The organism is Cupriavidus consociatus, assembly GCF_017814975.1.
In the GTDB taxonomy this organism is placed as follows: domain Bacteria; phylum Pseudomonadota; class Gammaproteobacteria; order Burkholderiales; family Burkholderiaceae; genus Cupriavidus; species Cupriavidus consociatus.
Genome location: NZ_JAGIQA010000004.1, coordinates 16645 through 40193, shown reverse-complemented (window position 1 = coordinate 40193; position 23549 = coordinate 16645). Strand labels below are relative to the sequence as shown.

General features: G+C 68.2%; 19 protein-coding genes. 7 read left to right on the top strand and 12 right to left on the bottom strand.

The features are described from left to right. Positions 1 to 62: 62 nt before the first annotated feature. Both J8I82_RS06895 and J8I82_RS06890 read right to left on the bottom strand, forming a co-directional pair. Positions 63 to 1502, bottom strand: a complete 1440-nt coding sequence (locus tag J8I82_RS06895) for an NAD-dependent succinate-semialdehyde dehydrogenase (RefSeq protein WP_209755672.1) — start codon at positions 1500 to 1502, stop codon at positions 63 to 65. A 223-nt stretch (positions 1503 to 1725) separates the two neighbouring features. Continuing rightward, positions 1726 to 2508, bottom strand: coding sequence for an MHYT domain-containing protein (locus J8I82_RS06890; RefSeq protein ID WP_209755670.1), 783 nt, complete (start codon positions 2506 to 2508; stop codon positions 1726 to 1728). Between the two features lie 364 nt (positions 2509 to 2872). Here J8I82_RS06890 and J8I82_RS06885 point away from each other — a divergent pair, with 364 nt between their 5' ends. From J8I82_RS06885 to J8I82_RS06870, 4 genes are all read left to right on the top strand, one after another. Beyond that, on the top strand, positions 2873 to 4324 hold the full coding sequence (locus J8I82_RS06885) for an MATE family efflux transporter (protein ID WP_209755668.1): 1452 nt from the start codon (positions 2873 to 2875) through the stop codon (positions 4322 to 4324). A gap of 520 nt (positions 4325 to 4844) precedes the next feature. Next, complete coding sequence (locus J8I82_RS06880; protein ID WP_209755666.1) at positions 4845 to 5306, top strand: tripartite tricarboxylate transporter TctB family protein; 462 nt, start codon at positions 4845 to 4847, stop codon at positions 5304 to 5306. Between the two features lie 13 nt (positions 5307 to 5319). Continuing rightward, the gene (locus J8I82_RS06875) at positions 5320 to 6822 is read left to right on the top strand and encodes a tripartite tricarboxylate transporter permease (RefSeq protein WP_209755663.1); all 1503 of its coding nucleotides are present in this window, start codon (positions 5320 to 5322) and stop codon (positions 6820 to 6822) included. A gap of 218 nt (positions 6823 to 7040) precedes the next feature. Then, on the top strand, positions 7041 to 7349 hold the full coding sequence (locus tag J8I82_RS06870; protein ID WP_209755662.1) for a helix-turn-helix transcriptional regulator: 309 nt from the start codon (positions 7041 to 7043) through the stop codon (positions 7347 to 7349). Between the two features lie 3 nt (positions 7350 to 7352). Here the strand turns inward: J8I82_RS06870 and J8I82_RS06865 are convergent, their stop codons facing one another. From J8I82_RS06865 to J8I82_RS06825, 9 genes are all read right to left on the bottom strand, one after another. After that, positions 7353 to 7721, bottom strand: coding sequence for a VOC family protein (locus tag J8I82_RS06865; protein WP_209755661.1), 369 nt, complete (start codon positions 7719 to 7721; stop codon positions 7353 to 7355). Positions 7722 to 7919: 198 nt separating this feature from the next. After that, positions 7920 to 8699 (bottom strand): DUF4397 domain-containing protein, encoded by a 780-nt coding sequence (locus tag J8I82_RS06860; RefSeq protein ID WP_209755660.1) that lies wholly within the window; start codon positions 8697 to 8699, stop codon positions 7920 to 7922. A 388-nt stretch (positions 8700 to 9087) separates the two neighbouring features. Further along, positions 9088 to 10104: a diguanylate cyclase gene (locus J8I82_RS06855; protein WP_209755659.1), complete on the bottom strand. Its 1017-nt coding sequence runs from the start codon at positions 10102 to 10104 to the stop codon at positions 9088 to 9090. A gap of 64 nt (positions 10105 to 10168) precedes the next feature. Further along, positions 10169 to 11200 (bottom strand): chemotaxis response regulator protein-glutamate methylesterase, encoded by a 1032-nt coding sequence (locus tag J8I82_RS06850; protein WP_209755658.1) that lies wholly within the window; start codon positions 11198 to 11200, stop codon positions 10169 to 10171. Then, on the bottom strand, positions 11197 to 13524 hold the full coding sequence (locus J8I82_RS06845; RefSeq protein ID WP_209755657.1) for a hybrid sensor histidine kinase/response regulator: 2328 nt from the start codon (positions 13522 to 13524) through the stop codon (positions 11197 to 11199). Before J8I82_RS06845 ends, J8I82_RS06850 begins: the two co-directional genes overlap by 4 nt. After that, positions 13521 to 14249, bottom strand: a complete 729-nt coding sequence (locus tag J8I82_RS06840) for a chemotaxis protein CheW (RefSeq protein ID WP_209755656.1) — start codon at positions 14247 to 14249, stop codon at positions 13521 to 13523. The genes J8I82_RS06845 and J8I82_RS06840 overlap by 4 nt, the downstream gene beginning before the upstream one ends. Further along, complete coding sequence (locus tag J8I82_RS06835) at positions 14242 to 15516, bottom strand: CheR family methyltransferase (RefSeq protein ID WP_209755654.1); 1275 nt, start codon at positions 15514 to 15516, stop codon at positions 14242 to 14244. The genes J8I82_RS06840 and J8I82_RS06835 overlap by 8 nt, the downstream gene beginning before the upstream one ends. Further along, positions 15513 to 15986: a chemotaxis protein CheW gene (locus tag J8I82_RS06830; protein WP_209755651.1), complete on the bottom strand. Its 474-nt coding sequence runs from the start codon at positions 15984 to 15986 to the stop codon at positions 15513 to 15515. Before J8I82_RS06830 ends, J8I82_RS06835 begins: the two co-directional genes overlap by 4 nt. Positions 15987 to 16024: 38 nt before the next feature. After that, the gene (locus J8I82_RS06825) at positions 16025 to 17659 is read right to left on the bottom strand and encodes a methyl-accepting chemotaxis protein (protein WP_245179512.1); all 1635 of its coding nucleotides are present in this window, start codon (positions 17657 to 17659) and stop codon (positions 16025 to 16027) included. A 302-nt stretch (positions 17660 to 17961) separates the two neighbouring features. On the opposite strand from J8I82_RS06825, the gene J8I82_RS06820 reads away from it, so the two are divergent. The 3 genes from J8I82_RS06820 (at position 17962) to J8I82_RS06810 (ending at position 23023) form a co-directional block, all read left to right on the top strand. Further along, positions 17962 to 19290 (top strand): putative bifunctional diguanylate cyclase/phosphodiesterase, encoded by a 1329-nt coding sequence (locus tag J8I82_RS06820; protein WP_209756176.1) that lies wholly within the window; start codon positions 17962 to 17964, stop codon positions 19288 to 19290. 284 nt (positions 19291 to 19574) lie between these two features. After that, positions 19575 to 22358, top strand: a complete 2784-nt coding sequence (locus J8I82_RS06815; protein WP_209755649.1) for a DUF6600 domain-containing protein — start codon at positions 19575 to 19577, stop codon at positions 22356 to 22358. Positions 22359 to 22426: 68 nt separating this feature from the next. After that, a complete protein-coding gene (locus J8I82_RS06810) occupies positions 22427 to 23023 on the top strand; it encodes a J domain-containing protein (protein ID WP_209755647.1) in 597 nt (198 codons plus the stop codon). A gap of 17 nt (positions 23024 to 23040) precedes the next feature. Here J8I82_RS06810 and J8I82_RS06805 read toward each other — a convergent pair whose 3' ends face one another. Continuing rightward, positions 23041 to 23511 (bottom strand): DUF1801 domain-containing protein, encoded by a 471-nt coding sequence (locus J8I82_RS06805; protein WP_209755646.1) that lies wholly within the window; start codon positions 23509 to 23511, stop codon positions 23041 to 23043. Positions 23512 to 23549: the final 38 nt, after the last annotated feature.

Genomic DNA, 23549 nt, shown 5'->3' with positions numbered 1-23549 from the left:
AGGAAGCCGGCGGCAGGCCGCCTCAGTGGCTGTTGCCGCCGTGCTGTTACCGCCCTTTGGCTTCAGACCTGGGTGATGAACTTGGTCACCAGGTAGCCGTCGAACGTCTCCAGGCCACCCTCGCTGCCGATGCCCGAGTCCTTGATGCCGCCGAACGGCGTCTCGGCCAGCGCCATGCCGAAGTGGTTGATGTTGACCATGCCCGCTTCCAGCCCGTTGGAAACCTCAGTCGCCGTCTTCAGCGAATTGGTGAACACATAGGAGGCCAGGCCGAAGGGCAGGCTGTTGGCGCGGCGCAGCACCTCGGCGGTGTCCTTGAAGCGCGTGACCGGCGCCACCGGGCCGAACGGCTCGTCGGTCATCAGGCGCGAATCGTCGGGCAGGTCGGTCACCACGGTCGGCGCGAAGAAATAGCCCTTGTCGTTGCCGAGGGCGCTGATGCGCGAGCCACCGGCCACCACCTTGCCGCCGCGCTGGCTGGCATCGTCCAGGAACTGCTCCATCGACAGCACGCGGCGTTCATGCGCCAGCGGGCCCATCTGGGTGCCGTCGTCCAGGCCGTTGCCGACCTTGATCGAGCCGATCACCTCGGTGAAGCGCGCCAGGAACTTGTCATAGGCTTTTTCCTGGACGTAGAAGCGCGTCGGCGACACGCACACCTGGCCGGCATTGCGCAGCTTGAAGCGCGCCAGCATCTCGGCGGCGGGCTCGATGTCGGCGTCGTCGAACACCAGCACCGGCGAATGTCCGCCCAGTTCCATGGTCACGCGCTTCATGTGCGCGCCGGCCAGCGCTGCCAGCTGCTTGCCCACCGGCACCGAGCCGGTGAACGAGATCTTGCGCACGATCGGCGATTCGATCAGGTAGGTCGATACTTCGCTGGGCACGCCCCAGACGATGTTCAGGACCCCCGGCGGCAGGCCGGCGTCATGGAACAGCTGGGCCAGCGCCACCACCGCGCTGGGCGAGTCCTCCGGACCCTTCAGGATCAGCGTGCAGCCCGCGCCTACCGCGGCGACGATCTTGCGGATCGCCTGGTTGAACGGAAAGTTCCACGGCGTAAACGCGGCGCAGACCCCGATCGGTTCGCGCACCACAATCTGCCGCACATTGGGCTGGCGCGGCGGAATCACGCGGCCGTAGATGCGCCGGCATTCCTCGGCGTGCCAGTCGGCATGCTCGGCGCAGACCATGATCTCGCCGATGGCTTCGGCCAGCGGCTTGCCCTGGTCCAGCGTGATATTGCGGCCGATCTCCTTCGCGCGCTCGCGGGCCAGCTCGCCCACGCGGCGCAGGATCTTGCCGCGTTCCAGCGGCGAGGACTTCTTCCACGTCTCGAACGCGCGCTGCGCCGCGGCGAGCGCGCGGTCCAGGTCGGCGCGGCTTGCGTGCGGCAGCTTGCCCAGCACTTCCTCGGTGGCCGGATTGATGACGTCCTGCTCGCGCCTGTCGCCTCCCTTGATGAATTCACCGTCGATATAGAGGGCGAGATCCTGGTACATGCGTGTTCTCCTTGGTGGCGTTCGATGGGCGAAGGTCAAGGCCGCGGCGGCGGGCAATCCCGCGGCCGCGGCCGTCAGTGAAAAACGCAAGCTTACCGCGACTGCGGCGATCATGCAGTGGACGCTGCGCCCGGGAGCGGGCGCAGCAGGGACGAAAGTGCGGCACCCGTCCTTCGCCAACGCCAAGGAGGATGCGGGCTGGAACGGGCCGCGCCCGCGGTCCTCAGGCCAGGTCGCGCGGGCGGGCCGCCGCGGGGGCGCCGGTGCGGGTGGCTTCCACCACCAGGATCACCAGCAGCGTGATCAGCGTCAGGCCGAACACCGCATAGCCGATGCTGTCGCCCTCGATGGCGAACAGGCTGGGCGCATAGGTGGGGCTGGTGCAGACCATGGTGCCGGCGGACATGCCGGTGTAGTGCATGCCGCAGACCGCCACGCCCATCACCACCGCCGCGGCCAGCTGCTTGCCGCGCGTCTTCACCGTGGTGGCCAGCCACAGCGCCACCACCGACACCACGACGGCAATCACCGCCGACAGTGCGATCACGCCCAGGTCCCAGTCGAAGCGCGTATTGGAGCGAATCGCCGCCATGCCGGTGTAGTGCATCGCCACCACGCCCAGCCCGGTCAGCACGCCGCCCTTCACCACATTGTCGGTGCGGCTGCCGCGCGGGCGCGAGGCCAGCGCCAGGCCGGCGCCGACCAGCAGCATGACCGCGGCCAGCGAAGCCAGCGTCATGAACAGGCCGAACTCGCGGTGCGTCGGCGTCTGGTACGCGACCATGCCGATAAAATGCATCGACCAGACCGCACCGCCACCCAGCGCCACGCTGGCGCACAGCAGCCGGTCAACATCAAGCCGCCCGTCGGGCAGCCGTATGCGCCGCGACCAGCGCAGGCCCACGTAGGCACCGCAAACCGAGATCAGGAACGACAGGACCACCATGGGCCAGTCATAGGCGAACGGCACCACGGTGCCGGGAACGGGCTGGAAACCGACAAACATGACCCTATCTCCTCGAAGGTACCGCGACTGAGAGCGCGCGTACGCCGGTACGCGCGGTTTGCTGCCGGACTGACTTGCGGGAGAGAAAACTGCCGGCGGCGCATGCAGCCTCTATGGGCCGATCCGTGACGCGCCAGCAAGGCGCACCGCCTGCGCGAGGCGCTGCCCCGCGCCGAGTATGCGGCAGCGACCGTCGCACCGGAATAACTCATTCAGGTAGAAGTGCAGGGCTGCGCGTTTCGGCACGCGCTTGTGACACCTGCTTCGCGGCGATAGACTGCCCGGATTGCCAGCCGCTCCGCTCCTACCCTATCGCCGGTGCCCGTGCGCAGCGCATGCTGCTTGCCGCACCGCGCCAGACCTCATGAAGCCAGACGCCAGACTGACCACAGGCCCGATCGGCCGCACGCTGCTGCTGTTCTCGCTGCCGGTGCTCGGCAGCAATATCCTGCAATCGCTGAACGCCTCGATCAACTCGGTCTGGGTCGGGCGCTTCCTCGGCGAAGCCGCGCTGACGGCGACCTCCAACGCCAACATCATCCTGTTCTTCCTGCTGGGCGTGGTGTTCGGCATCAGCATGGCCAACACCATCATGATCGGCCAGGCCGTGGGCGCGCGCGACCTGGACGAGGCGCGGCGCGTGGTCGGGACCAGCACTACGTTCTTCGTGGCGCTGTCGGTGCTGGCATCGGTGCTCGGCTTTGCCTATACGCCCGACATCCTGGCGGCGATGCATACGCCGGAAGATGCCGCGCCGCTCGCGGTGAGCTACCTGCGCATCATCTTCCTCGCGCTGCCGTTCATGTACTTCTACAACTTCGTGATGATGACTCTGCGCGGCGCGGGGGATTCGCGTACGCCGTTCTGGTTCATGTTGTTGTCGGTGGTGCTGGACGTGGCGCTTAACCCGGTGCTGATCTTCGGTGCCGGACCGCTGCCGGCGATGGGGATTGCCGGGTCGGCGCTGGCGACGCTGATTGCGCAGCTGGCCAGCCTGGCGGCGATGATGGTGCTGCTCTATCGGCGTCGCCATTTCCTGCTGCTGCACCGCGGCCAGCTTGCGCTGCTGCGCCCGGATCCGGCGATCCTGCGTGCGCTGGCATTGAAGGGATTGCCGATGGGTTTGCAGATGGTGGTGATCTCGTCGTCGGCGATCGTGATGATGGCGCTGGTCAATGCTTATGGCTCGCAGACGACAGCGGCCTATGGGGTGGCGTCGCAGCTATGGACGTATGTGCAGATGCCGGCGTTGGCGGTGGGCGCCAGCGTGTCGTCCATGGTCGCGCAGAACGTCGGGGCCGGGCTGTGGCAACGGGTGTCGCGTATCACGCGCGTGGGGCTGCTTTTCAATGTTGCGATGACGGGAGCGCTGGTCGGATTGATTTACCTGTTCAACCGGAATTCGCTCGGCATCTTTCTTGGCGGCGACAGCGTCGCGATTGGCATCGCCCAGCATATCAATGTAGTGGTGCTGTGGTCGTTCATTCTGTTTGGCTTCACGATCGTGATCTTTGGTACGGTGCGTGCTACGGGCGCGGTAATGGCGCCACTGGTGATTTTGTTCTTGTCGATGTGGGCGATCAGGTTGCCGTTTGCCTGGCTGCTTGGCGAGCGTATCGGCGCGGATGCGATCTGGTGGAGCTTTCCTGTGGGTTCGTTAGTGTCGTTGGTGCTGGCGGTGGGGTATTACCAATCGGGCGGCTGGCGGCGTAGCCATATTCTTCCTGCTGGTGGGCATCCTGGGGAGGCGGTGGGGCAGGCGCCGGATACGAGTATGGGGACGCCTTGTGAGGATGTTGTTGAGCAGGTTCGGTGAGGTTTTTTTTAGTTCTGTGCTGCGGCTGGACCTATCCGCATATCAAATATCCGGCAGATGCCAAGCCGCAGCGCCAAGGAAAATAATCCCCCTGAAAGCCATTCGAAAGATCAACCTGTCATCCTGCCACCGCTGGCACTCCCTCCCAGCACACGCGCTCGCACAATCTAGCGCGTCTTAACGGCCGCGCCTTGCCCTGATGCAAGCGCGCGCGCCGTCTTATTCGGCAGGCCAAAAGTATCCTCATACCGCCTGCGCCGGCCACCATTTCCCCTACAAAAAGCAACGCGAACAAATACATCACATCGTGATGTATTCAACAACTTATTCCATCAAAAAACCCCTTATTTCAAGGTGCATCGGTAAATACCCGTAAACCAGGACAAATGAAAGGGCGCTGAAAGATCACCTCTTTAAGGTTCGTTCCAACGGTCGGGAACCATGCCCCTGGCATGCCGCGTTGCGCCAGAGCCCGCGCACGTCCCCTCCACGCATTTCATGAACTTTGAGGAGAATCGTTTTGCGCATACGCAGCCAAAAGGACTTTGCCTCCGGCCTGATGTTTATCCTGGTCGGTCTGGGCTTTTCCTGGGTCGCACGCGGCTATTCCATGGGAACGGCGGCGAAGATGGGACCCGGATATTTCCCCTTCCTGCTGGGCCTGGTGCTCGCCGTGCTGGGCGCGGTCGTGCTGCTGGGCTCGCTCTCGTCCAGGGGCGAGGAAGACCACCTTGCCCGCTGGGACCTGAAGACCCTGCTGTGGATCCTGGGTTCGGTCGTGCTGTTCGGCCTGCTGCTCAAGCCGCTCGGCATGGTGCTGTCGGTATTCGTGCTGGTGCTGGTGTCCTCGATGGCGAGCCACGAGTTCAGCTGGAAGGGCGCGTTGCTTAACGGCGTAGTGCTGGTGCTGATCAGCCTCGGTGCCTTCGTCTATGGCATCAACCTGCAGATGCCGGTTTGGCCGGCTTTCCTGGCCACCTGAGGAGTCGCACACCATGGAATTGTTTGACCATCTTGCGCTGGGCTTTTCCACGGCCTTGTCGCTGCAGAACCTGGCCTACGCCTTCCTCGGCTGCGTGCTGGGTACCCTGATCGGCGTGCTGCCGGGCCTGGGGCCGCTGGCCACCATCGCCATGCTGCTGCCGATCACCTACACGCTGCCGCCGGTGGCCGCGCTGATCATGCTGGCCGGCATCTACTACGGCGCGCAGTACGGCGGTTCGACCACCGCCATCCTGGTGAACCTGCCGGGCGAATCGTCGTCGGTGGTGACAACCATTGATGGCTACCAGATGGCAAGACGAGGGCGAGCGGGCGTGGCACTGGCCACCGCCGGGCTGGGTTCGTTCTTCGCCGGTTGCGTTGCCACGCTGATCCTGGCCGCGTTTGCCACGCCGTTGTCGGAAATCGCGTTCAAGTTCGGTCCCGCCGAGTACTTCTCGCTGATGGTGCTGGGCCTGATCGGTGCCGTGGTGCTGGCGTCGGGCTCGCTGCCCAAGGCGATCTCGATGATCGTGCTGGGCCTGCTGCTGGGCCTGATCGGCACCGACGTGAATTCGGGCGCCGCACGCTTCTCGTTCGACGTGCCGGAACTGACGGACGGTATCGACTTCGTGGCTCTGGCCATGGGCATGTTCGGCTTCGCGGAAATCATTGCCAACCTGGAGCAGAAGGAAGCCCGCGAGACCTTCACCAACAAGGTCACCAACCTGTTCCCGACGAGGGACGACTTCAGGCGCATGATTCCCGCGGTGCTGCGCGGCACGGCGCTGGGCTCGGCGCTGGGCATCCTGCCGGGCGGCGGTGCGGCGCTGGCATCGTTCGCGGCCTACTCGCTGGAGAAGAAGACCTCCAGGTTTGCGCACGAGTTCGGCAAGGGCGCGATCGAAGGCGTGGCGGGTCCGGAATCGGCCAACAATGCCGCGGCGCAGACCTCGTTCATCCCGCTGCTGACGCTGGGCATTCCGCCCAATGCGGTGATGGCGCTGATGGTTGGCGCAATGACGATCCACAACATCCAGCCCGGTCCGCAGGTGATGACCAGCAACCCGTCGCTGTTCTGGGGCCTGATCGCCTCGATGTGGATCGGCAACCTGATGCTGATCATCCTGAACCTGCCGATGATCGGTATCTGGGTGAAGCTGCTGACCGTGCCGTATCGCTTCCTGTACCCGGCCATCCTGACGTTTTGCTGCATTGGCGTCTACTCGGTCAACAACCAGACCTTCGACGTGTTCATGGCTGCCGGCTTCGGCATCATCGGCTACCTGTTCCTGAAGCTCAAGTGCGAGCCCGCGCCGCTGCTGCTGGGCTTCGTGCTGGGGCCGATGATGGAGGAGAACTTCCGCCGCTCGCTGCTGCTGTCGCGTGGTGACTTCAGCGTGTTCGTGACGCGCCCGCTGTCGGTCGGCCTGCTGATCGCGGCTGCCGCACTGGTGGCGGTGGTGGCCCTGCCGTCGATCAAGGCCAAGCGCGAAGAGGCGTTCCAGGAAGAATAGCGCCGCACATGCTCCCCGGGAATGCGCCGTCGGAACGGTTCATCCCGGGCGGCGCATCACAACGCAAGCGTTTCGGGGTGCCTTTGTGCACCCCGTTCTTCATTGGCGCTGGCCGCGCGGCCCGCCATCACGACAAGAGAGTGCCCGACTGCGGCAGCAGTCATGGGCTGCGCATGATGATCATGTTTCCCGCACCATCGGGTGCGCCGACTGCGCCCATGAAACCGCCAACCCTTGACCGTTTCTTTTCACGTATCTACGTCCTCAAGCTCGTGCAGTCGAGTCCTTCGACGGTGCTGAGCCTGGTCGAACGCCTGCGCGAACGGGGCATCGACAAGAACATCCGCTCGCTGCGGCCGGTGTTGCGCAGCCTGATGATGGCGCGTGCCATTACCGCCGAGCTGGTCGAAGGCAGCGGCCGCGTGTACTGCATCACGGAGCGCGGGCGTGCCGAACTGGAGCAGTACATCTCGCACCTTGCGGTGCTGAAGGCTGAGTTGGCGCCGGACGAGAGCGAGCAGGCCTGAACGTCATTCCCTGGTGAAGATCTCCAGGAAATGCTTGCTCGGATCCTCGAAATAGATCCGGCGGCCGCCATCGTCGGTGCTGACCTCTTCTGGGCGGCGGCGGTATGGGTCAGCCCAGTACATCAGGTTGCGCGCACGTATGCGGGCAAAGCTCTGGTCGAACTCGGCGTCGCTGAGCAGGAAGGCATAGTGCTGCAGGGCAACATCGCCTTCGGCGTCCATGAAGTCCAGGGTGACGCTGTTGTCGAGCCGGACGGCGAGAAATGGCCCGAACGGCACTGCCGCGGGGCGCCCCAGAATCTCGCAGAGGAAGTCCGCCGACACCTTCTTGTCATGGGAAAACACGATGGTGTGATTGAGCTGGATAGCCATGTCCGCAATCTCCCAAAGCTGTGTGCAGGGACCAGCGCGTCGGCGTGCCGTGACGGATATGGACGCCACGCGCGTCCCACGTCGATAGCGTACAGGTTTTGGCGCCTCAATGTCGCCTGAAAAAAAACAGGCCGGTCCAATGGACCGGCCTGCGGCGCCTGTCCGTGCGCCTGGCACGACAGGATCATGCTTGTCGCGTTATTGCGATACCAGCTCCAGGCCGGCTTGCGACTCGTCATCGCCGCGTGCCACCAGCACCTTGATCTTGTTCGGCACGGTCGCGCCGATGCCGTCAGTCGGAATGGTGGAGATCAGCCAGTCGGCGTTGTTGGCCAGCGTCAGCGTGCCCGAATCAAAGATCACGGTCTTGGTGCCCGCAGTGGTAATACGCAGGCGATAGGTGCCGCCGTCCATGTCGACCGAGTCCGACCCGGAAGCCGGCGAGGCCTGCTTGTAGCCCACGTTGCTGAAGTTCGGGCCGACCGAATTGAGGTCGATCGCCGGCATGGTCAGATAGAAGTCGACGTTCTGCGCATTGAACGACGCATTCAGCGTGCGCACGCGCGCCTTGTTCGACAGCAGGCCCTTTTCGAACGGATCGTCGATCTGCAGCACTTCGGCGCCGGTCGAGCCCGGCAGTGCGACCACGGTGTACTTGTGGCCGGTGGCGGCCACAATGGTGGCGCGGCCGAGTTCGGTCTGCGTGCCGGTAGTGTTGAACGAGATCAGCTGGTTGCCGGTTTCGACGTTGAAGTAGGTCGAGACGAACTTGTACGGCTTGTTGGTGAAGCTGGTCAGCACGCCGTTCTGGCGGATGTCGACGTTGGGGCCGCCGGTGATCGCATGGATCGCGCGGATGCTCGGCTTGCTCAGGCCGATGCGATCGTCGATACCGTCATCGCCGCCGCCACAGGCCGACAGGACTGCCGTTGCGGCCAGCATGAGGCCGAGGATAAGACTGGTCTTGGATCGGAACATGGGTCACCTCTTACCGTTGGAATCAGAGACGAGCTGGCCCATGCCGCGGGCGGGGTTGCCGGTAGCGTGGCCAGTTGGCCGTCTGCACTGTGCAGGCGCGGCGAGCGCGCGTGCCATGGATGCAGCTGCCGTGATGCAACGATAGGTATGAAGGTAGGTAGGAGACAGGCGCGCGGCTCCGAATTCCCTGTCGGAGGAATCCCACAGGCACAGTGCCCACAATGCGTCCGAAATACGGCAACGCGTGACCGGGTATAGATTGGCGGCGGTTGGCCCGACGCGCCGACTTGTGCGGGCCAGCGGCAATTACTGTGTAACCGGTTGTTGCAACCGGTATGTCGCCGCCATTGACGCCGTCATTAAGGCAAAGGTTTTGGCGCGATCGGGCTCATCCCTGAGGCAGAGACATCATGACCTGGTTGCGCCCGTTGCGCTTGGCCTGGTACAGCCCCGCATCAGCGACTTCCACCAGCCGGCTCGACGGCTCGCCGGCCTGCGGCACCAGCAGCGCGCCGCCGATGCTGACGGTCACGCAGCGGCTGGTGGGCGAGCCGCTGTGGGCGATGGCAAGGTCCTGCACCGCGCGCCGCACTTTCTCGGCGAGCAGCCGCACGCCGCCGGGCGAGGTGCCCGGCAGCACCATCGCGAACTCTTCGCCGCCGAAGCGCGCGGGCAGGTCCGACGCTCGCGTGCAGTTGTCCTTGATTACCGCGGCCACGCGCCGCAGCACGTCGTCGCCGGCGACGTGGCCGTAGGTATCGTTGTAGGCCTTGAAGGCGTCGACATCGATCATCACCAGCGCCAGCTGCGTCTGCTCGCGCTGCGCGCGGCGCCATTCCGCGCCAAGGTATTCGTCGAAGTAGCGGCGGTTGGACAGCCCGGTGAGGCCGTCCGAGTTGGTCAGCCGCTGCAGTTCCAGGTTGGTCTCGAGCAGCTGCTGCTGGCTTTGCCGCAGCGCGCGGTAGGCTTCGTCGCGCTGCAGCAGGTTCAGGTACGAGCGCGAGTGGTAGCGGATGCGCGCGATCAGCTCGATGCTGTCGGGCAGCTTGACCAGGTAGTCATTGGCGCCGGCGCCGAAAGCCGCGCTCTTCATCGACGCCTCTTCCTTGGTCGACAGCACGATGATCGGGATATCGCGCGTGGCGGCGTTCTCGCGGTAATGGCGGACCAGCGTCAGGCCGTCGACGCCCGGCATGACCAGGTCCTGCAGGATCACCGTGGGTCTGGTGCGCTGCGCCACGGCGACGGCTTCGTCGGGCTGCGAGCAATAGTGGAAATCGATGTCGGGCTCGGTGGACAGCGCGCGGCGTACCGCTTCGCCGACCATGGCCTGGTCGTCCACCAGCAGCACCATGACCTGGTAGTCCGATGCGTTAGAGGCGAGGGCAGGGTGTTGCGAGTTCATGCTGTCATCCTGGGGTGTTGCGCTTCCGGGCCTGGCCCGGACGTGTTCTGCAGTATGGCGGTGCTCACGGCAGCGGTGCGGCCATGCCGGTGCGGCCGCATGCCTGCACCAGCCGTGGCGCGATGCGGTTCAGCGGCAGGATCTCGGCCGCCGCGCCGAGTGCGGCCGCCGCCTTCGGCATGCCGTACACGGCGCTGGTGGCGCGGTCTTGTGCGATGGTCAGGAAGCCGCGGTCGTGCATCGCCTTCAGGCCGAGCGCGCCGTCGCGGCCCATGCCGGTCAGCAGCACGCCGACCACGTCGCCGCGCCAGTGTTCGACCACGCTTTCAAAAAAAACATCGATGGAGGGCCGGTACAGGTAGTCGCACGGTTGTTCGGTATAGACCATGTGCGTCGGGCTGGCCAGGCGCAGGTGGTCATTGGTGCCGGCCAGCAGCACCGTGCCGGCCTGCGGCGTGTCGCCGGCGCGGGCGATGCGCACCGGCAGCGCGCATTGTCCGTCAAGCCATTCGGCCATGCCCGCGGCGAAGGCCTCGTCGACGTGTTGCACGGCCACTACCGCCGCGCCGAAGTCGGCCGGCAGCGCGCCCAGCAGTGCCGCCAGCGCAGCGGGGCCGCCGGCGGAGGCGCCGATCGCCACCAGGCGCGGCGCGGCCACGGCGCGCGGCGCGGCCCGCAGATTGTGCTGCGGGGCCACGCGGCCAGCCAGCAGCCGGCCGATATTGCGCATCTTGCGCAGCAGCGGGCCGGCAGCGAGCTGTGCGTCGGCTTCGGTCAGCGTGGGCGTATCGACCGCGTCGATGGCGCCGTATCCCATCGCGTCGAACACCTGCGCCGCATTGCGGCCGAGATCCATGGTGACCACCACGATCGCGCAGGGCGTGGCCGCCATGATCCGGCGTGTGGCTTCCACGCCGTCCATCACCGGCATCAGCAGATCCATCAGGATCAGGTCCGGCGTGCGGGCCGCGGCCATCTGCACGGCCTGTTCGCCGTCGACGGCGACCCAGGCGAGCTCGAAGGCCGGGTCCAGCGCGATGGCCCGGCGCAGCGCGGCGACGGCGAGCGGGGAGTCGTTGACGATGCCGACTTTCATGAACGTGCCTCACCGATCAGGTCCTGCACCGCGTCGAGCAGCGCGGCGTCGTGGAAACTGCCCTTCGCCAGATAATAGTCCGCGCCGGCTTCCAGGCCGCGCTGGCGGTCCTGCTCGCGGTCCTTGTACGAGACCACCATCACCGGCAGCTGGCGCAGCGCGGCGTCATGGCGGATCCGGCTCACCAGTTCGATGCCGTCCATGCGCGGCATGTCGATATCGGTGATGACCAGGTCGAAGGGCTCGGCGCGCAGCACGTTCCAGCCGTCCATGCCATCGACCGCCACCGCGACATCGTAGCCGCGACCGGCCAGCAGCTTGCGCTGCAGCTCGCGCACGGTGAGCGAATCGTCGACCACCAGCACGCGCCGCGCGCGCGACTGCACGCTGGCTTGGGCAGCGTGGCGCACGACTTCGATGCGGCCTTCGGAGACCAGCTTCTCGACCGAGCGCAGCAGGTCTTCCACGTCGAAGATCAGTACCGGCGTGCCGTCGTCTGTCAGGCTGCCGGCGGCGATGTCCTTCACCTTGCCCAGCGCGGCGGGCAGGGGCTGCACCACCAGCAGCCGCTCGCCCAGCATGCGGTCGACCGCGATGCCGTAGGTGCGCTCGCCCTCGCCGACGATGATCACCTGCACGTCGTTGTGCTCGTGCGCAAGGCTCTCCGGCCGCTGCATCACCTGCGCCGCGCTGACCAGGCCGATGGCGCGGCCCTCATGGCGGAAATGCTGGTGGCCTTCGGTCTGTTCGATCTGCGCGCGCGCGACCGCGGCGGCGCGCAGCACGTGTCCGAGCGGGAAGGCATAGGCCTCGCCCGCGACTTCCACCAGCAGCGTGCGCACCACCGACAGCGTCAGCGGCAGCTCGAGGTGGAAGTGCAGGCCCTGCCCGGGCTGCTGCGTCAGGCGCAGGTTGCCGCGCACGCGCCGCACCATTTCCTGGACCGCGTCCAGGCCTACGCCGCGCCCGGACACTTCCGACACCTTGTCGCGCAGGCTGAAGCCGGGCAGCAGCAGGAAGTCGAGCAGTTCCGCCTGCGACAACCGCCCCGCGGTCTCTTCCGAGGCCAGGTTGCGCCGCACGATCCCGCGCCGCAATGCGTCCAGGTTGACGCCGGCGCCGTCGTCGAAGATTTCGATCACCAGCCGGCCGGCGTTGTGGCGGGCCTGCAGCGTGACCCGGCCTTCGGCCGGCTTGCCCTGTGCCTGGCGCACCGCGGGCGGCTCGATGCCGTGGTCCACCGCGTTGCGCAGCAAGTGCGCGAGCGGGGCGTCGAGCGCTTCCAGGATGTCGCGGTCGACCTGCGTGCCGGCGCCGACCAGCTCCAGGTGCACGGACTTGCCGAGCGCGCGTCCCAGGTCGCGGACCATGCGCGCGTAGCCGGTCAGCCCATCCGCCAGCGGGCGCATGCGCGAGCCCAGCGCGCTGTCGTAGAGCCGGCGCGCCAGGCGCGTGGCGCGGTGGTCGTACTGGTCGAATTCATCAGCCCGCCGCGACAGCTCGCCATATCCGTCGTCGAGCAGTTGCCGCAATTCGGCCAGCGCCGTGCGCGCGCCGGCGTTGTCCGCGAGGGTATCCTGCAGCGCGTCCTGCAGCGCATCGGCGGCGCGCAGCGCGCGCGCCTGCTGGCGCCTGGCCTTCTGCAGCGACTGGCCGAATGGCCGCAGCCAGTGCGATTCGACCATGGCCTCGCCGGATAGGGCCAGCAACTGGTCGAGGGCATCGGCGTTGACGCGCAGCATGCGCTCCTGCGGCTCGCCGGAAACGGTTGGCTGTGGCCCCGCTGCCTGGGGCTGCGGGATGGGGGCGGCTGGCGCTGGTTGTACAGCAGGTGCATCGTCTGCCGGCCCTGTCGGGGGTGCGGCCAGCCGATGCGCGAGCGGATGCGCCGGCAAAGCCGCGGAGTGCGGCAAGGCCAGGTCGCCATCCAGCGTGCCCAGCCGCTGCACCACCGCATCGATCTCGGCGCGGCCGGCACCATCGGCCCAGCCTGGATCGCCGCCGGGCGGATGGCCGAGGCGCAGCAGCAGGTCGGTGCCCTGCAGCAGCGCATCGATATGCACGGCCGTCAGCGGCATGCCGCCTTGCGCGGCAACCAGGCAGTCTTCCATCGCGTGCGCCATGCGCACGCCGGCGTCGAGCCCGACGATGCGTGCCGCGCCCTTGAGCGAATGCGCCGCGCGCATGCACGCCTCCAGGTGCTCGGCGGCGGCCGGGTTGCGCTCCAGCGCCAGCAGTCCGGCGTTGAGGATTTCGGCCTGCGATTCGGCTTCGAGCGCGAACAGCTCGAGCAGCGAGGCGTCGCGCAACTGTTCGGGGTTCATGCCAGGCTCCGTGCCAGTGCCTGGCGCAGCAGGGCCGCGTCGAGCAGGCCGATGCTGCGGCCCTGGTCCATGAACAGCGCCTGCGTATAGCGTGCCGACGCGCGGCCCAGCGTGGCCGGCAGCGGCTGCAATGCGGCTCCGGGCATGCGCACCACGCCGGAAACTTCGGCCACCGGCAGCGCAAGCGCGGCGCGGCCCTGTCCCAGGATCAGGAAGCGGCTGCCATCCGCCTCGACGGCGTCGCCGCTGGCGGGCGGCGTGGGCGTGGAGCTGCCAGAGCCGAACAGCCGTGCCAGCGACAGGCACACCAGCAGGTTGCCGCGCACGGCCGCCAGGCCCAGCACGGCGGCATCGCGGCGGTGCGGCAGCGAATGCACCGGACACGGCGCAGTGACTTCGCCCAGTGCCGCGGTCGGCAACGCCAGCCATTCTTCGCCGATGCGGAAGACCAGGCAAGACAGCGCGGTCCCGTGCCCGGCATACGGGTCGTCTGCTTCCACGGCGAGGGTTGCCGCGTCGGGCAGTGCATCGGCGACCTGGTCCAGCTGCTGCGCATCCAGCAGCCTGGCCGCGGCCTGCGCGTACGTCGGACAGTTGCGGCAGTGCGCATGCTCGGCCAGCGCCGGGCAGGAGCCGTCGCCGCGCACGCCGATGCGGCGCCAGCAATCGTCCACCGCCACGGTGGCCGCGCAGGTTCCGCGGAAGATGCCTTGCGGTTCAGCCATGGTGCTTGCCGATGTGGCGCTGCGCGCGCTGGCGCAGGCGCATGGCGCCGTCGTGGTCGCCCTCTGTGTCGAGCAGCGCGGCCAGGTGGTACAGGCTTTCCTGGTGCGCCGGGTCCAGGTACAGCGCCTTGCGGTAGGCGGCATGCGCCTGCGCGGTGCGGCCGGCGGCGTCGTGCAACACGCCCTGCATGCACCAGGCACCGGCGGCGCCGGCATCGGCGCCGATACGGTCGAGCAGTGCCTGGCAGGCGGCGGCAGCGGCCTCCAGTTCGCCACGGTCGGCCATGCCGGCGATGCGGGCCAGTTCGCTGGCGTGCGCATGGCCGGGCATGACGGGAGCGGCCGGCGCGCCGGCCGCGGGGACTGGCCGCACGGGCATCGGCCTGGCCGGCACCGGCGAGCGCGGCAGGCGCGGCGGCGCAGCCATCCTTGCCACCTGCGGCGGGTGCGCGACAGCAGCCAGTGTGGCGCGCGGCGAGGGTTGGCGGAAGGCAAAGGTCAGCGGCAGGCCGAGCGGCACCAGCCCCTGTGCGCTCATCAGGCTGGCCTCGGCCGGGCCGACGAAAAGCAGGCCGTCGGCCATCGTCAGCCGCGCCAGCGTCTGCACCGCGCGCCGCTGGTCGGGCGCATCGAAATAGATCAGCAGGTTGCGGCAGAACACGAAATCATAGGGCGGTTCGCCGGCAAGCAGGTTGGGATCGACCAGGTTGCCCTGCAGCAGCCGCACCTGTGCACGCACACGCGGGTCCAGCGCGTAGCCGGCGGGGCCCGCGGTGAAATAGCGGTCGCGGAAATCCAGCGGGCCGCCGCGGAAGGCGTTGGCGCCATACGTGCCCTGGCGCGCGCGCGCCAGCGCACGGGCGCTGATGTCGACGGCGTCGATGCGGAAGCGCGCCGCCGGCACGCCCGCATCGAGCAGGGCCATGGCGATCGAATAGGGTTCTTCGCCGGTGGAGCAAGGCAGGCTCAGCACGCGCAGCATGCGCGTGCCGTCGGCCAAGGCGCGCTCGGCGGCAAAGCGGCCCAGCGCCAGCAGCGCTTCGCGATGCCGGAAGAACCAGGTCTCGGGCACCACCACTGCCTCGATCAGCGCCTGGAACTCGCCGGCGGTGCCGTGCAGCAGGTTCCAGTACGCCTGCGTATCCGCCGCCTGCACTGCCTCGCTGCGCTCGCGCACCGCGCGTTGCACCGCGCCGCTGCCAATGGCATCGGCATCCAGGCCGATGCGGGCCTTGAGCAGGGCCTCGATGTGCGTGGCAGTGCTCATGCTGGATCTCCGGACGTGTCGGCGAACAGCATCGCATGGATTTCGTCTGGCAGCAGGGCGTCGACGCGCACCCACTGCACCAGTCCGCGCGCGTCATGGCGCACCGGCCCCAGGTATCGCGGGCTGGCGCCCGCGATACCGCCATCGACGAAGGATTCGGCCGGGCAGCGCAGCATCTGCGTGGCGGACTCGAGCCGCAGGCCGAGCAGCCGCGGCGCCGCGGTGCCGCGATGGCGGTAATGGACCAGCACCGTGCGCGTGCTGGTGCGCAGCGCCGCCGGCACGCCGGTGGCCAGCGCAGGCAGGTCTATCACCGGCACCGGCTGGCCGCGGCGCTCCATCATGCCGGCCACCCAGGCGGGCGCGCCGGGCACCTGCTTCAGGCGCGTCAGCGGCAGCACCTCGGCGACCTCGGCCGCATCCAGGGCGTAGTGGTCGGCGCCAAGGCAGAACAGCAGGAAGAGCTTCATGGTCGCTAGGCGGGGGCTAGGCGGGCCGGCGCGGCCGCCTAGACCTTGAAGCGCGAAACGCCGCTGCGCAGGTCGTTGGCGACCAGCGTCAGCTCGTCGATGGCCTGGCCTGACTGGCGCAGCGATTCGACCGTCTGCTGGGCGGCTTCCGACAGCTGCATCAGCGCCTGGTTGATCTGCTCGGCGCCGCCGGCCTGCGCCTGCATGCCCTCGCTGACCATCACCACGCGCGGCGCCAGCGATTGCACCTGCGCGATGATCTGCGACAGCTGGTCGCCCACCTGCGTCACCTCCGACATGCCGCGGCGCACTTCCTCCGAGAACTTGTCCATGCCCATCACGCCGGCGGCAACGGCCGACTGGATCTCGCGCACCATCTGCTCGATGTCGTAGGTGGCCACTGCGGTCTGGTCGGCGAGGCGGCGGATCTCGGTGGCCACCACCGAGAAGCCGCGGCCGTACTCGCCGGCCTTCTCGGCTTCGATCGCGGCATTGAGCGACAGCAGGTTGGTCTGGTCGGCCACCTTGGCGATGGTGGTCACCACCTGATTGATATTGCCGGCCTTCTCGTTCAGCGTCGCGAGCTTGCCGTTGACCGAGCCGGCGGCTTCCATCACGTGCTGCATGGTGCCTTCCATGCGCGACAGGCCCACTTGTCCGGTGCCGGCCAGCCCGGCCGCCTGCTCGGCGGCGCTGGATACCTCATGGATGGTGCGCACCAGGTCGCGCGCAGTGGCCGAGATCTCGCGCGAGGTGGCGCCGATCTGCGTGGTGGTGGCGGCGGTCTCGGTGGCGGTAGCCTGCTGCTGGCGCGCGGTGGCGGCGATCTCGTTGACCGAGGTGGTGACCTGGATCGCGGTGCGCTGCGCCTGGCCCACCAGCGAGGTCAGCTCGCCGGTCATCTGGTTGAAGCCTTCCTCGACCTCGTGGAACTCGTCCTTGCGGCGCAGCGCCATGCGCAGGCGCAGGTCGCCGCCGCGGATGCCGGCGAGCAGGCCGACGATCGACTGCATCGGCACGGTGATCGCGCGCAGCAGCAGGTAGCCGCACACCACGGCCACCACCAACGCGGCGATCAGCGCGGCCTCGATGCCGATCTTGGCGGCGTTGACCGCGTCGTCGATGCCGCGCGCGGCGCGCGCATTGACCGCGCTGTTGTCGTCGACCAGGTGCTGGGCCGCCTTGCGCGCGGCGATCCAGCGATCGTGCACGGTGCCGCGCAGCGCCGCGACCGCGGCCGCGCCGTTCCAGTCGCCGGGCTGGGCCAGCACCTGCGCGGCCTGTTCATACTGGGCGCGCAGGTCGCGGTAAGCCTGGAACGCGACGCGGTCCTCGCTGCGCGTGATCGAGGACTCGTACTGCTGCTCCAGCTTGTCCAGGCGCGCCGCCGCGTCCTTGCCCTGCTCCTGGAAACCGCGGCGCTCGGCATCGTTCGAGGCATTGATGGTCTGCCAGGCAAGCACGTAGCGTTCGCCCCAGACCCCGCGGATACCGGTGCTGTAGTTCAGCCCGGGCAGCGCGTCATGCAGCATCAGCGCGGTTTCGCGCTCGATTGCATTCATCCGCGTATAGGCGACCACGCCCATCAGGGCCATGACCAGCAGGATCATGGAAAAGCTGGCCAGGATTCGGTGGCGGATGGTCCAAGCGTTCACGGTGAAGGTCCCGGTCATGTTCTTGTTCAGGAGGAGCAGCGGCGATGGGGCGCAAGACTACCCGGGGCGGCCGTTGCTCGCATCGCCGCGTCCAGGGCGGATCTCCGGCGGCGTGGCGGCTGGCACGGCCCTGGTGCGCGGTAGGGTACTGTAAGCCGGAAGCCGATTCAACGCGCAACAGCACGGCAGGCTCGCCAGCGTTGCATCGCCGCATTGGGCTTACGGCTGCCGGCGGGAACTTCTTGATTTTTTCCGAGTTTTCGTCACACTTGCTAAATTGCTAGCGGGTAACAATGTCGACAATTACAGATGGGGCAGGGATGGTGGCCAAGTCCGGCGCGAAGGCGGCTGGCGCCTCGCCAGGCTCGGATCTCGATCCGCTGACCGGCGTTGACAATCGCCAGGGGTTTCTGAAGCGGCTGGAGGCGCGCCTGCAGGCTGAGGCGGTGCCTCGCTGCGCGTTGCTGCTGATCGGCATCGACGATTTTCGTGCCTTCAATGATATGCACGGGCATGCAGAGGGCGACGTCATTCTGCAGCGTGTGGCCCGGCGCCTGCGCGATGCATCGCCGCGCGATGCCACCATTGGCCGAGTCGGCAGCGATGAGTTCGGCGTGCTGCTGCCTTCCATCTCCGATCCCACGCTGGTCCGGCACGTCGGCGCGGCGATCCTGTCAATGCTGTCTTCCCCGCATGAGCACGCCGGCCGCCGCCACCATGTGCTGGCCAGCATCGGCGCGTGCGTGATTCCCGCCGCCGGTGAACTGGGCTCCGACGTACTCGCCGCCGCCAGCCTGGCGCTGGCCCGTGCCAAGCACGATGGCGGCCGCACCATCCGCTTCTTCAAGCCGCAGATGCGCTCGGACGTGACCGCGCGCCTGTCGCTGGTCCAGGCCCTGCACGAAGCCTACGCGCAGCGCCAGTTCGAGCTGCTGTACCAGCCGCAGGTCGACCTGCGCGACGGCCGCATCCGCGGCGCCGAGGCGCTGATGCGCTGGCGTCATCCGACCCGCGGCCTGATCGTGCCGGCACTGTTTATCGACGCGCTGGCTGCCAGCAGCATTGCCAGCGACGTCGGCATGTGGCTGCTGCAGACCGCGTGCGCGCAGGCGCGCGCGTGGTCGTTGGCGTTTCCGCAGCCGCCGCGCGTCGCCATCAACCTGTTCGCCGCGCAACTGTCCGAAAGCCGCCTTCTGACCGAGGTGCGCCACGTGCTGCGCGCGCTGGAGCTGGCGCCGGATCGCCTGGAGATCGAGATCACCGAGACCATCGCGCTGCAGCAGGGCGACGAGGTTGCGGACCAGCTGCAGGCGCTGCGCCGCGACGGCGTGACGCTGACCTGCGACGATTTCGGCACCGGCTATGCCTCGCTGAGCTTCCTCAAGTCGTTCCCGGTCGACCGGCTCAAGATCGACCAGTCCTTTATCCGCAATGTCACCCAGGATCCGGTCGACGCCGCGATCGTGCGCTCGGTGATCAACGTGGGCAAGAGCCTGCGTATCGGCGTGGTCGCAGAGGGCGTCGAGACCACCGAGCAGCGGGACTTCCTGCTGGCCAACGACTGCCACGAGGCCCAGGGCTACCTGTACGGGCGGCCGATGCCGGCCGACCGGCTGACCGAACTGCTGCGCCAGCAGCAACGTGGGTAGCCGCCGCCCGGCCGCGCCCCCTCGCGGGGATTTGCCGGCCGGACTTGTCCAAGAGTTGTTTCCACCTTTGACGGCCGCCGCGCCGTTGCGCACCTCCTGGCGGGCGCCATCTGCCCGCCCGCCCGCGCCGCGCCTGCCTCGTGCCAGTTCGCCCCGCGCGCGCCCTTGCCGCATGGCGAAATACAAGCTTACAAAGTGCGACGGCCCGGCCATGCCGCCGGCGGTCCCGGCAATGTATGGTGACAATTGGATGGCGCGCCGCCATTGGCCTTCCCCCTGAGTCCATGCCAGATTCCGTTCTCCCCCAAGATCCCCGCCCGGCTGCTGGTCCCCGCCGGCTCGCCCTGACCGCGCTCGCCGCCGCGTCGGCCCTGGCAGTGGCGGCTGCTGCACTGGCCCAGGTGCCGGCGCCCGGCCAGCCCTACCTGGATGCGCCCATGGTCGATGCCCCGGTCGCGCAGGCCGACCCGTCCGCCCGCATCGCCACGCTCACCGCGGTCGACGGCAACCTGAGCTTTGCGCCGGCGGGCTCGGACCAGTGGGCAGCTACCGGCGTGAACCGCCCGGTCACTACCGGTGACCGCCTGTGGATGGATGCCGGCGGCCGCGCCGAGCTGCATGCCGGCACCGTCGCCATGCGCATGGGCGGCGCCACCGCGGCCAGCATCCTGAACCTGGACGACGACACCACGCAGGTCAAGCTGACGCAGGGCACGCTGCAGGTGCGCGTGCGCGCGCTGCCGCAGGACCAGACCGTCGAGATCGATACCCCCAACCTGGCCTTCGTGCCGCGCGAACCGGGCGACTACCGGCTTGACGTGGCCCCGGACGGCAGCACCACCACGGTGACGATGCGGCATGGCAGCGCCGTGGTCTATGGCGACAGCCGCTCGATCGAACTGCAGCGCGGCGATCGCATGCGCTTTGCCGGCACCGACCTGGCCGACGCCGGCGGCGGTCCCGTGGCCGAAGACAGCTTCGACCGCTGGACCGCGGCACGCGACGCGCGCGAAGACGCATCGCCGTCGGCGCGCTACTTGCCGCGCGAAATGCCCGGCTACGCGGCGCTGGACGACTACGGCGACTGGCAGGAAGAACCTGCCTACGGGGCGGTCTGGTTCCCGCGCGTCGTCAGCGCTGGCTGGGCACCCTACAGCGTCGGCCACTGGGCGTGGATCGCGCCGTGGGGCTGGACCTGGATCGACGATGCCCCATGGGGCTTCGCCCCGTCGCACTACGGGCGCTGGGCCTATGTGGGCACGCGCTGGGGCTGGGTGCCGGGTCCGCGGGTGCGGCCGTGCTACTCGCCGGCCGTGGTCGCCTTTGTCGGTGGCGGGGGTGGCGGACACGGCTGGAGCAGCGTGCACGTGGGCGGCGGTCCCGGCGTGGCGTGGTACCCGCTGGGTCCGCGCGACGCCTACCGGCCGGCGTACCGCGCCAGTCCCACCTATGTCGCGCGCATCAACCGCGTCACCGTCAACAACTTCGTGATGGGCGACCGGGGGCGGCCCGCGCCGTATGCCAACCGCAACGTGCCTGGCGCTATCACCGGCATGCCGGCGCGCAATTTCGTCGAGGGACGTCCGGTGCGCGGCATGCACCGGGCCGAATGGCGCAACCTGCCGGCCGGCGAGGCACGTGGTGGCCCGCCGGTGGCGCCGGTCAAGAGCAGCCTGGTCGGCGCCGCGCCCGTGCGGCAGCTGCCGCCGCAAGCGCGCCCCGGCTTCGAGCGCCAGGCGATCGCGGCGCACCCGCCGGGACGGCCGGCCACCGATGACCTGGCTCGACGCTTCGCCCGCGAGGGCGGTGTCGTCCCGGGGGCGGGCCCGGTATGGCGCGGCAGCTCTGAGCCACGGCCGGGACGCCCCGGGCGCCCGGGGCGCGAGGCGCAGACCATGCCGGACGTGCGCATGAGCCAGGCAGCCCTGGCCGCGCGCGAGCAGCAGCCGCGCGGCGGTCGCCCGGACCCGGCTCAGGGTCCGGACGGCTGGCGCGGCAATGGCCGTGGGCAGGGCTCGCGTCCCGACGACGGGCGCGGTTTTGCCGGCCAGCCCGATGCGCAACGCCAGGCGCAGGCCATGCAGCGCGAACAGCAGCAGGCGCGCGAACTGCAGCGGCAGCAACAGGAAACGATGGAGCGTCGCCAGCAAGAACAGTCGCGCCAGTGGCAGGGCCAGCAAGGCCGCGAACAGCAGCAGGCGCGCGAACTGCAGCGCCAGCAGCAGGAAGCGATGGAGCGCCGCCAGCAGGACCAGCAGCGGGACCAGCAGCGCGCGCAGCAACGCCAGTGGGCAGACGGGCAGGATCGCCCCGATCCGGCGCGGCAGTCGCAGGAAATGCAGCGCCAGCGCTTCGAGCAGCAACGCCAGATGCAGGAGGCGCAGCAGCGCCAGGCCCAGGACGCCCAGCAGCGCCAGATGCAGGAAGGCCGCCAGCGCCAGGCGCACGAGGCCCAGCGTCAGCAGATGGAGCAGCAGCGCCAGGCTCAGGACGCGCAACGCCAGCAGATGGAGCAGCAGCGGCAGGCGCACGACGCCCAGCGCCAGCAGATGGACCAGCAGCGCCAGGCCGCCGAGCAGCAGCGTCAGCAGGTGGAGCGTCAGCGCCAGATGGCCGAGCAGCAGCGGCAGGGACAGGAGATGCAGCGCCAGCGTTTCGAGCAGCAACGTCAGATGCAAGAGGCACAGCAGCGCCAGGCGCAGGAAGCCCAGCAGCGGCAGGCGCAGGCCGCCCAGCGTCAGCAGATGGAACAGCAGCGCCAGATGCAGGAACAGCACCGGCAGGCGCAGGAACAGCAGCGGCAGATGCAGGAGCAGCAACGCCAGCAGGCCATGCAGCGCCAGCAGGCAGAGCAGCAGCAACGCGCCGCGCAGGCGCAGCAGCGGCAGATGCAGGAGCAGCAGCGGGCAATGCAGGAGCAGCAGCGCCACCAGCAGGAGCAGCAGCAGCGTCAGATGCAGGACCGCCAGCGCCAGCAGATGGAGCAGCAGCGCCAGCAACAGCAGCGCGCCGAGCACGACCGTGGGCAGATGGAGGCACGTAACCGCGACGGCGACCGGCGCCAGTAGCCGCAACGCCCCCGATGGGCCGGCGCGCCGTGCTAGCATGAACGCCTGCCCAGCAGCGCCATCGCCCCATGACGACCCTCTACGCAACTTTAGGCGTGCAAGCCGACGCCACCCTTGACGAGATCAAGCTGGCGTACCGGCGCGCCGCCATGAAATGGCACCCGGACCGTAACCTCGGCCGCGAGGCCGAGGCGCATGCGGCCTTCCAGGAAATCCGCGACGCCTACGCGATCCTGTCTGACGCTGAACAGCGCCAGATCTACGACGAAGTATTCGAGCGCGAGATGCAGCGCTGGCAAGCGGAGCAGGAGGCACAGGAAGAGCAGGAACGCGCCGCCCAGCGCGAGGCTCAGCGCGCGGCGCAGGAACAGTACGAGAAGATGGTCACCATCGCCATGCGCTTTGCCGATGACGGCCACAACCGCGATGTCCTGTTTGGCGTGCTGCTCGGCCGGGATTGCGAGGCGGAGCTGGCGGCTCGCATTGCCGACAGCGTTTCGGCATTGCAGGCCTCGCGTCAGGCCAGTGCGGCTGCCGCGCAAGCGCCCCAGCCGGCAGCAGCGGCGGCAGCAGCGGCGTCAGGCCACGACACCCCCGAGCGCCACAGGCGCCATCCCGGCGCCTTCGATTCATTCTGGCACGGCCTGTTCGGCGTTCGCTCGTAGCCGCGCGCCGAAGGGCGTCATGGGCTCCAGCCAGGCATTGCCGACGCCTGCCGGATCCAGCTCCCCAGCTGTTCCTCGTCGATGTCGTCCTGCTCGTAAATATCGAGATAGCGGGTGTCCGCATCCTTGGACTCGCCGGGCGGCATGGGCTTCAGCGCTGCGCCGCGGAAGAACGCCACCTTGATGTATTTGGTGAAGCAATGGAAGCTGAGGAACCAGCCCTGGCCCTCGACGCCATAGAAGGGCGAGTTCCAGCGCACTGCCTTGCGCACCTCGGGGACATGGCGCACGATCAGCGCGTCGAGGCGGCGGCCGACATCGCTTTTCCAGCCCGGCATGGCGGCGATGTAGGCCTGCACCGGGGCATCGCCGTCCGCCTTGGCGATCTGGGGATTGCCACCGGAAAGCAAGCGGGGCTTTCCGGCGCTGTCCATGGCAGCGGCCTTGCGTGCGACTTTCGCCGTCTTCCCTGGTGTCTGGCTGGCCATCGGCTTTTCTCCAACTGAGACGCGTAAGCCGGATCCTA

Excerpts from the sequence above, each read along its gene's own strand:
- J8I82_RS06895 (WP_209755672.1), bottom strand. The coding sequence starts at position 1,502 with ATGTACCAGGATCTCGCCCTCTATATCGACGGTGAATTCATCAAGGGA.
- J8I82_RS06890 (WP_209755670.1), bottom strand. The coding sequence starts at position 2,508 with ATGTTTGTCGGTTTCCAGCCCGTTCCCGGCACCGTGGTGCCGTTCGCC.
- J8I82_RS06885 (WP_209755668.1), top strand. The coding sequence starts at position 2,873 with ATGAAGCCAGACGCCAGACTGACCACAGGCCCGATCGGCCGCACGCTG.
- J8I82_RS06875 (WP_209755663.1), top strand. The coding sequence starts at position 5,320 with ATGGAATTGTTTGACCATCTTGCGCTGGGCTTTTCCACGGCCTTGTCG.
- J8I82_RS06870 (WP_209755662.1), top strand. The coding sequence starts at position 7,041 with ATGAAACCGCCAACCCTTGACCGTTTCTTTTCACGTATCTACGTCCTC.
- J8I82_RS06865 (WP_209755661.1), bottom strand. The coding sequence starts at position 7,721 with ATGGCTATCCAGCTCAATCACACCATCGTGTTTTCCCATGACAAGAAG.
- J8I82_RS06860 (WP_209755660.1), bottom strand. The coding sequence starts at position 8,699 with ATGTTCCGATCCAAGACCAGTCTTATCCTCGGCCTCATGCTGGCCGCA.
- J8I82_RS06855 (WP_209755659.1), bottom strand. The coding sequence starts at position 10,104 with ATGAACTCGCAACACCCTGCCCTCGCCTCTAACGCATCGGACTACCAG.
- J8I82_RS06850 (WP_209755658.1), bottom strand. The coding sequence starts at position 11,200 with ATGAAAGTCGGCATCGTCAACGACTCCCCGCTCGCCGTCGCCGCGCTG.
- J8I82_RS06845 (WP_209755657.1), bottom strand. The coding sequence starts at position 13,524 with ATGAACCCCGAACAGTTGCGCGACGCCTCGCTGCTCGAGCTGTTCGCG.
- J8I82_RS06840 (WP_209755656.1), bottom strand. The coding sequence starts at position 14,249 with ATGGCTGAACCGCAAGGCATCTTCCGCGGAACCTGCGCGGCCACCGTG.
- J8I82_RS06835 (WP_209755654.1), bottom strand. The coding sequence starts at position 15,516 with ATGAGCACTGCCACGCACATCGAGGCCCTGCTCAAGGCCCGCATCGGC.
- J8I82_RS06830 (WP_209755651.1), bottom strand. The coding sequence starts at position 15,986 with ATGAAGCTCTTCCTGCTGTTCTGCCTTGGCGCCGACCACTACGCCCTG.
- J8I82_RS06825 (WP_245179512.1), bottom strand. The coding sequence starts at position 17,659 with ATGACCGGGACCTTCACCGTGAACGCTTGGACCATCCGCCACCGAATC.
- J8I82_RS06820 (WP_209756176.1), top strand. The coding sequence starts at position 17,962 with ATGGTGGCCAAGTCCGGCGCGAAGGCGGCTGGCGCCTCGCCAGGCTCG.
- J8I82_RS06815 (WP_209755649.1), top strand. The coding sequence starts at position 19,575 with ATGCCAGATTCCGTTCTCCCCCAAGATCCCCGCCCGGCTGCTGGTCCC.
- J8I82_RS06810 (WP_209755647.1), top strand. The coding sequence starts at position 22,427 with ATGACGACCCTCTACGCAACTTTAGGCGTGCAAGCCGACGCCACCCTT.
- J8I82_RS06805 (WP_209755646.1), bottom strand. The coding sequence starts at position 23,511 with ATGGCCAGCCAGACACCAGGGAAGACGGCGAAAGTCGCACGCAAGGCC.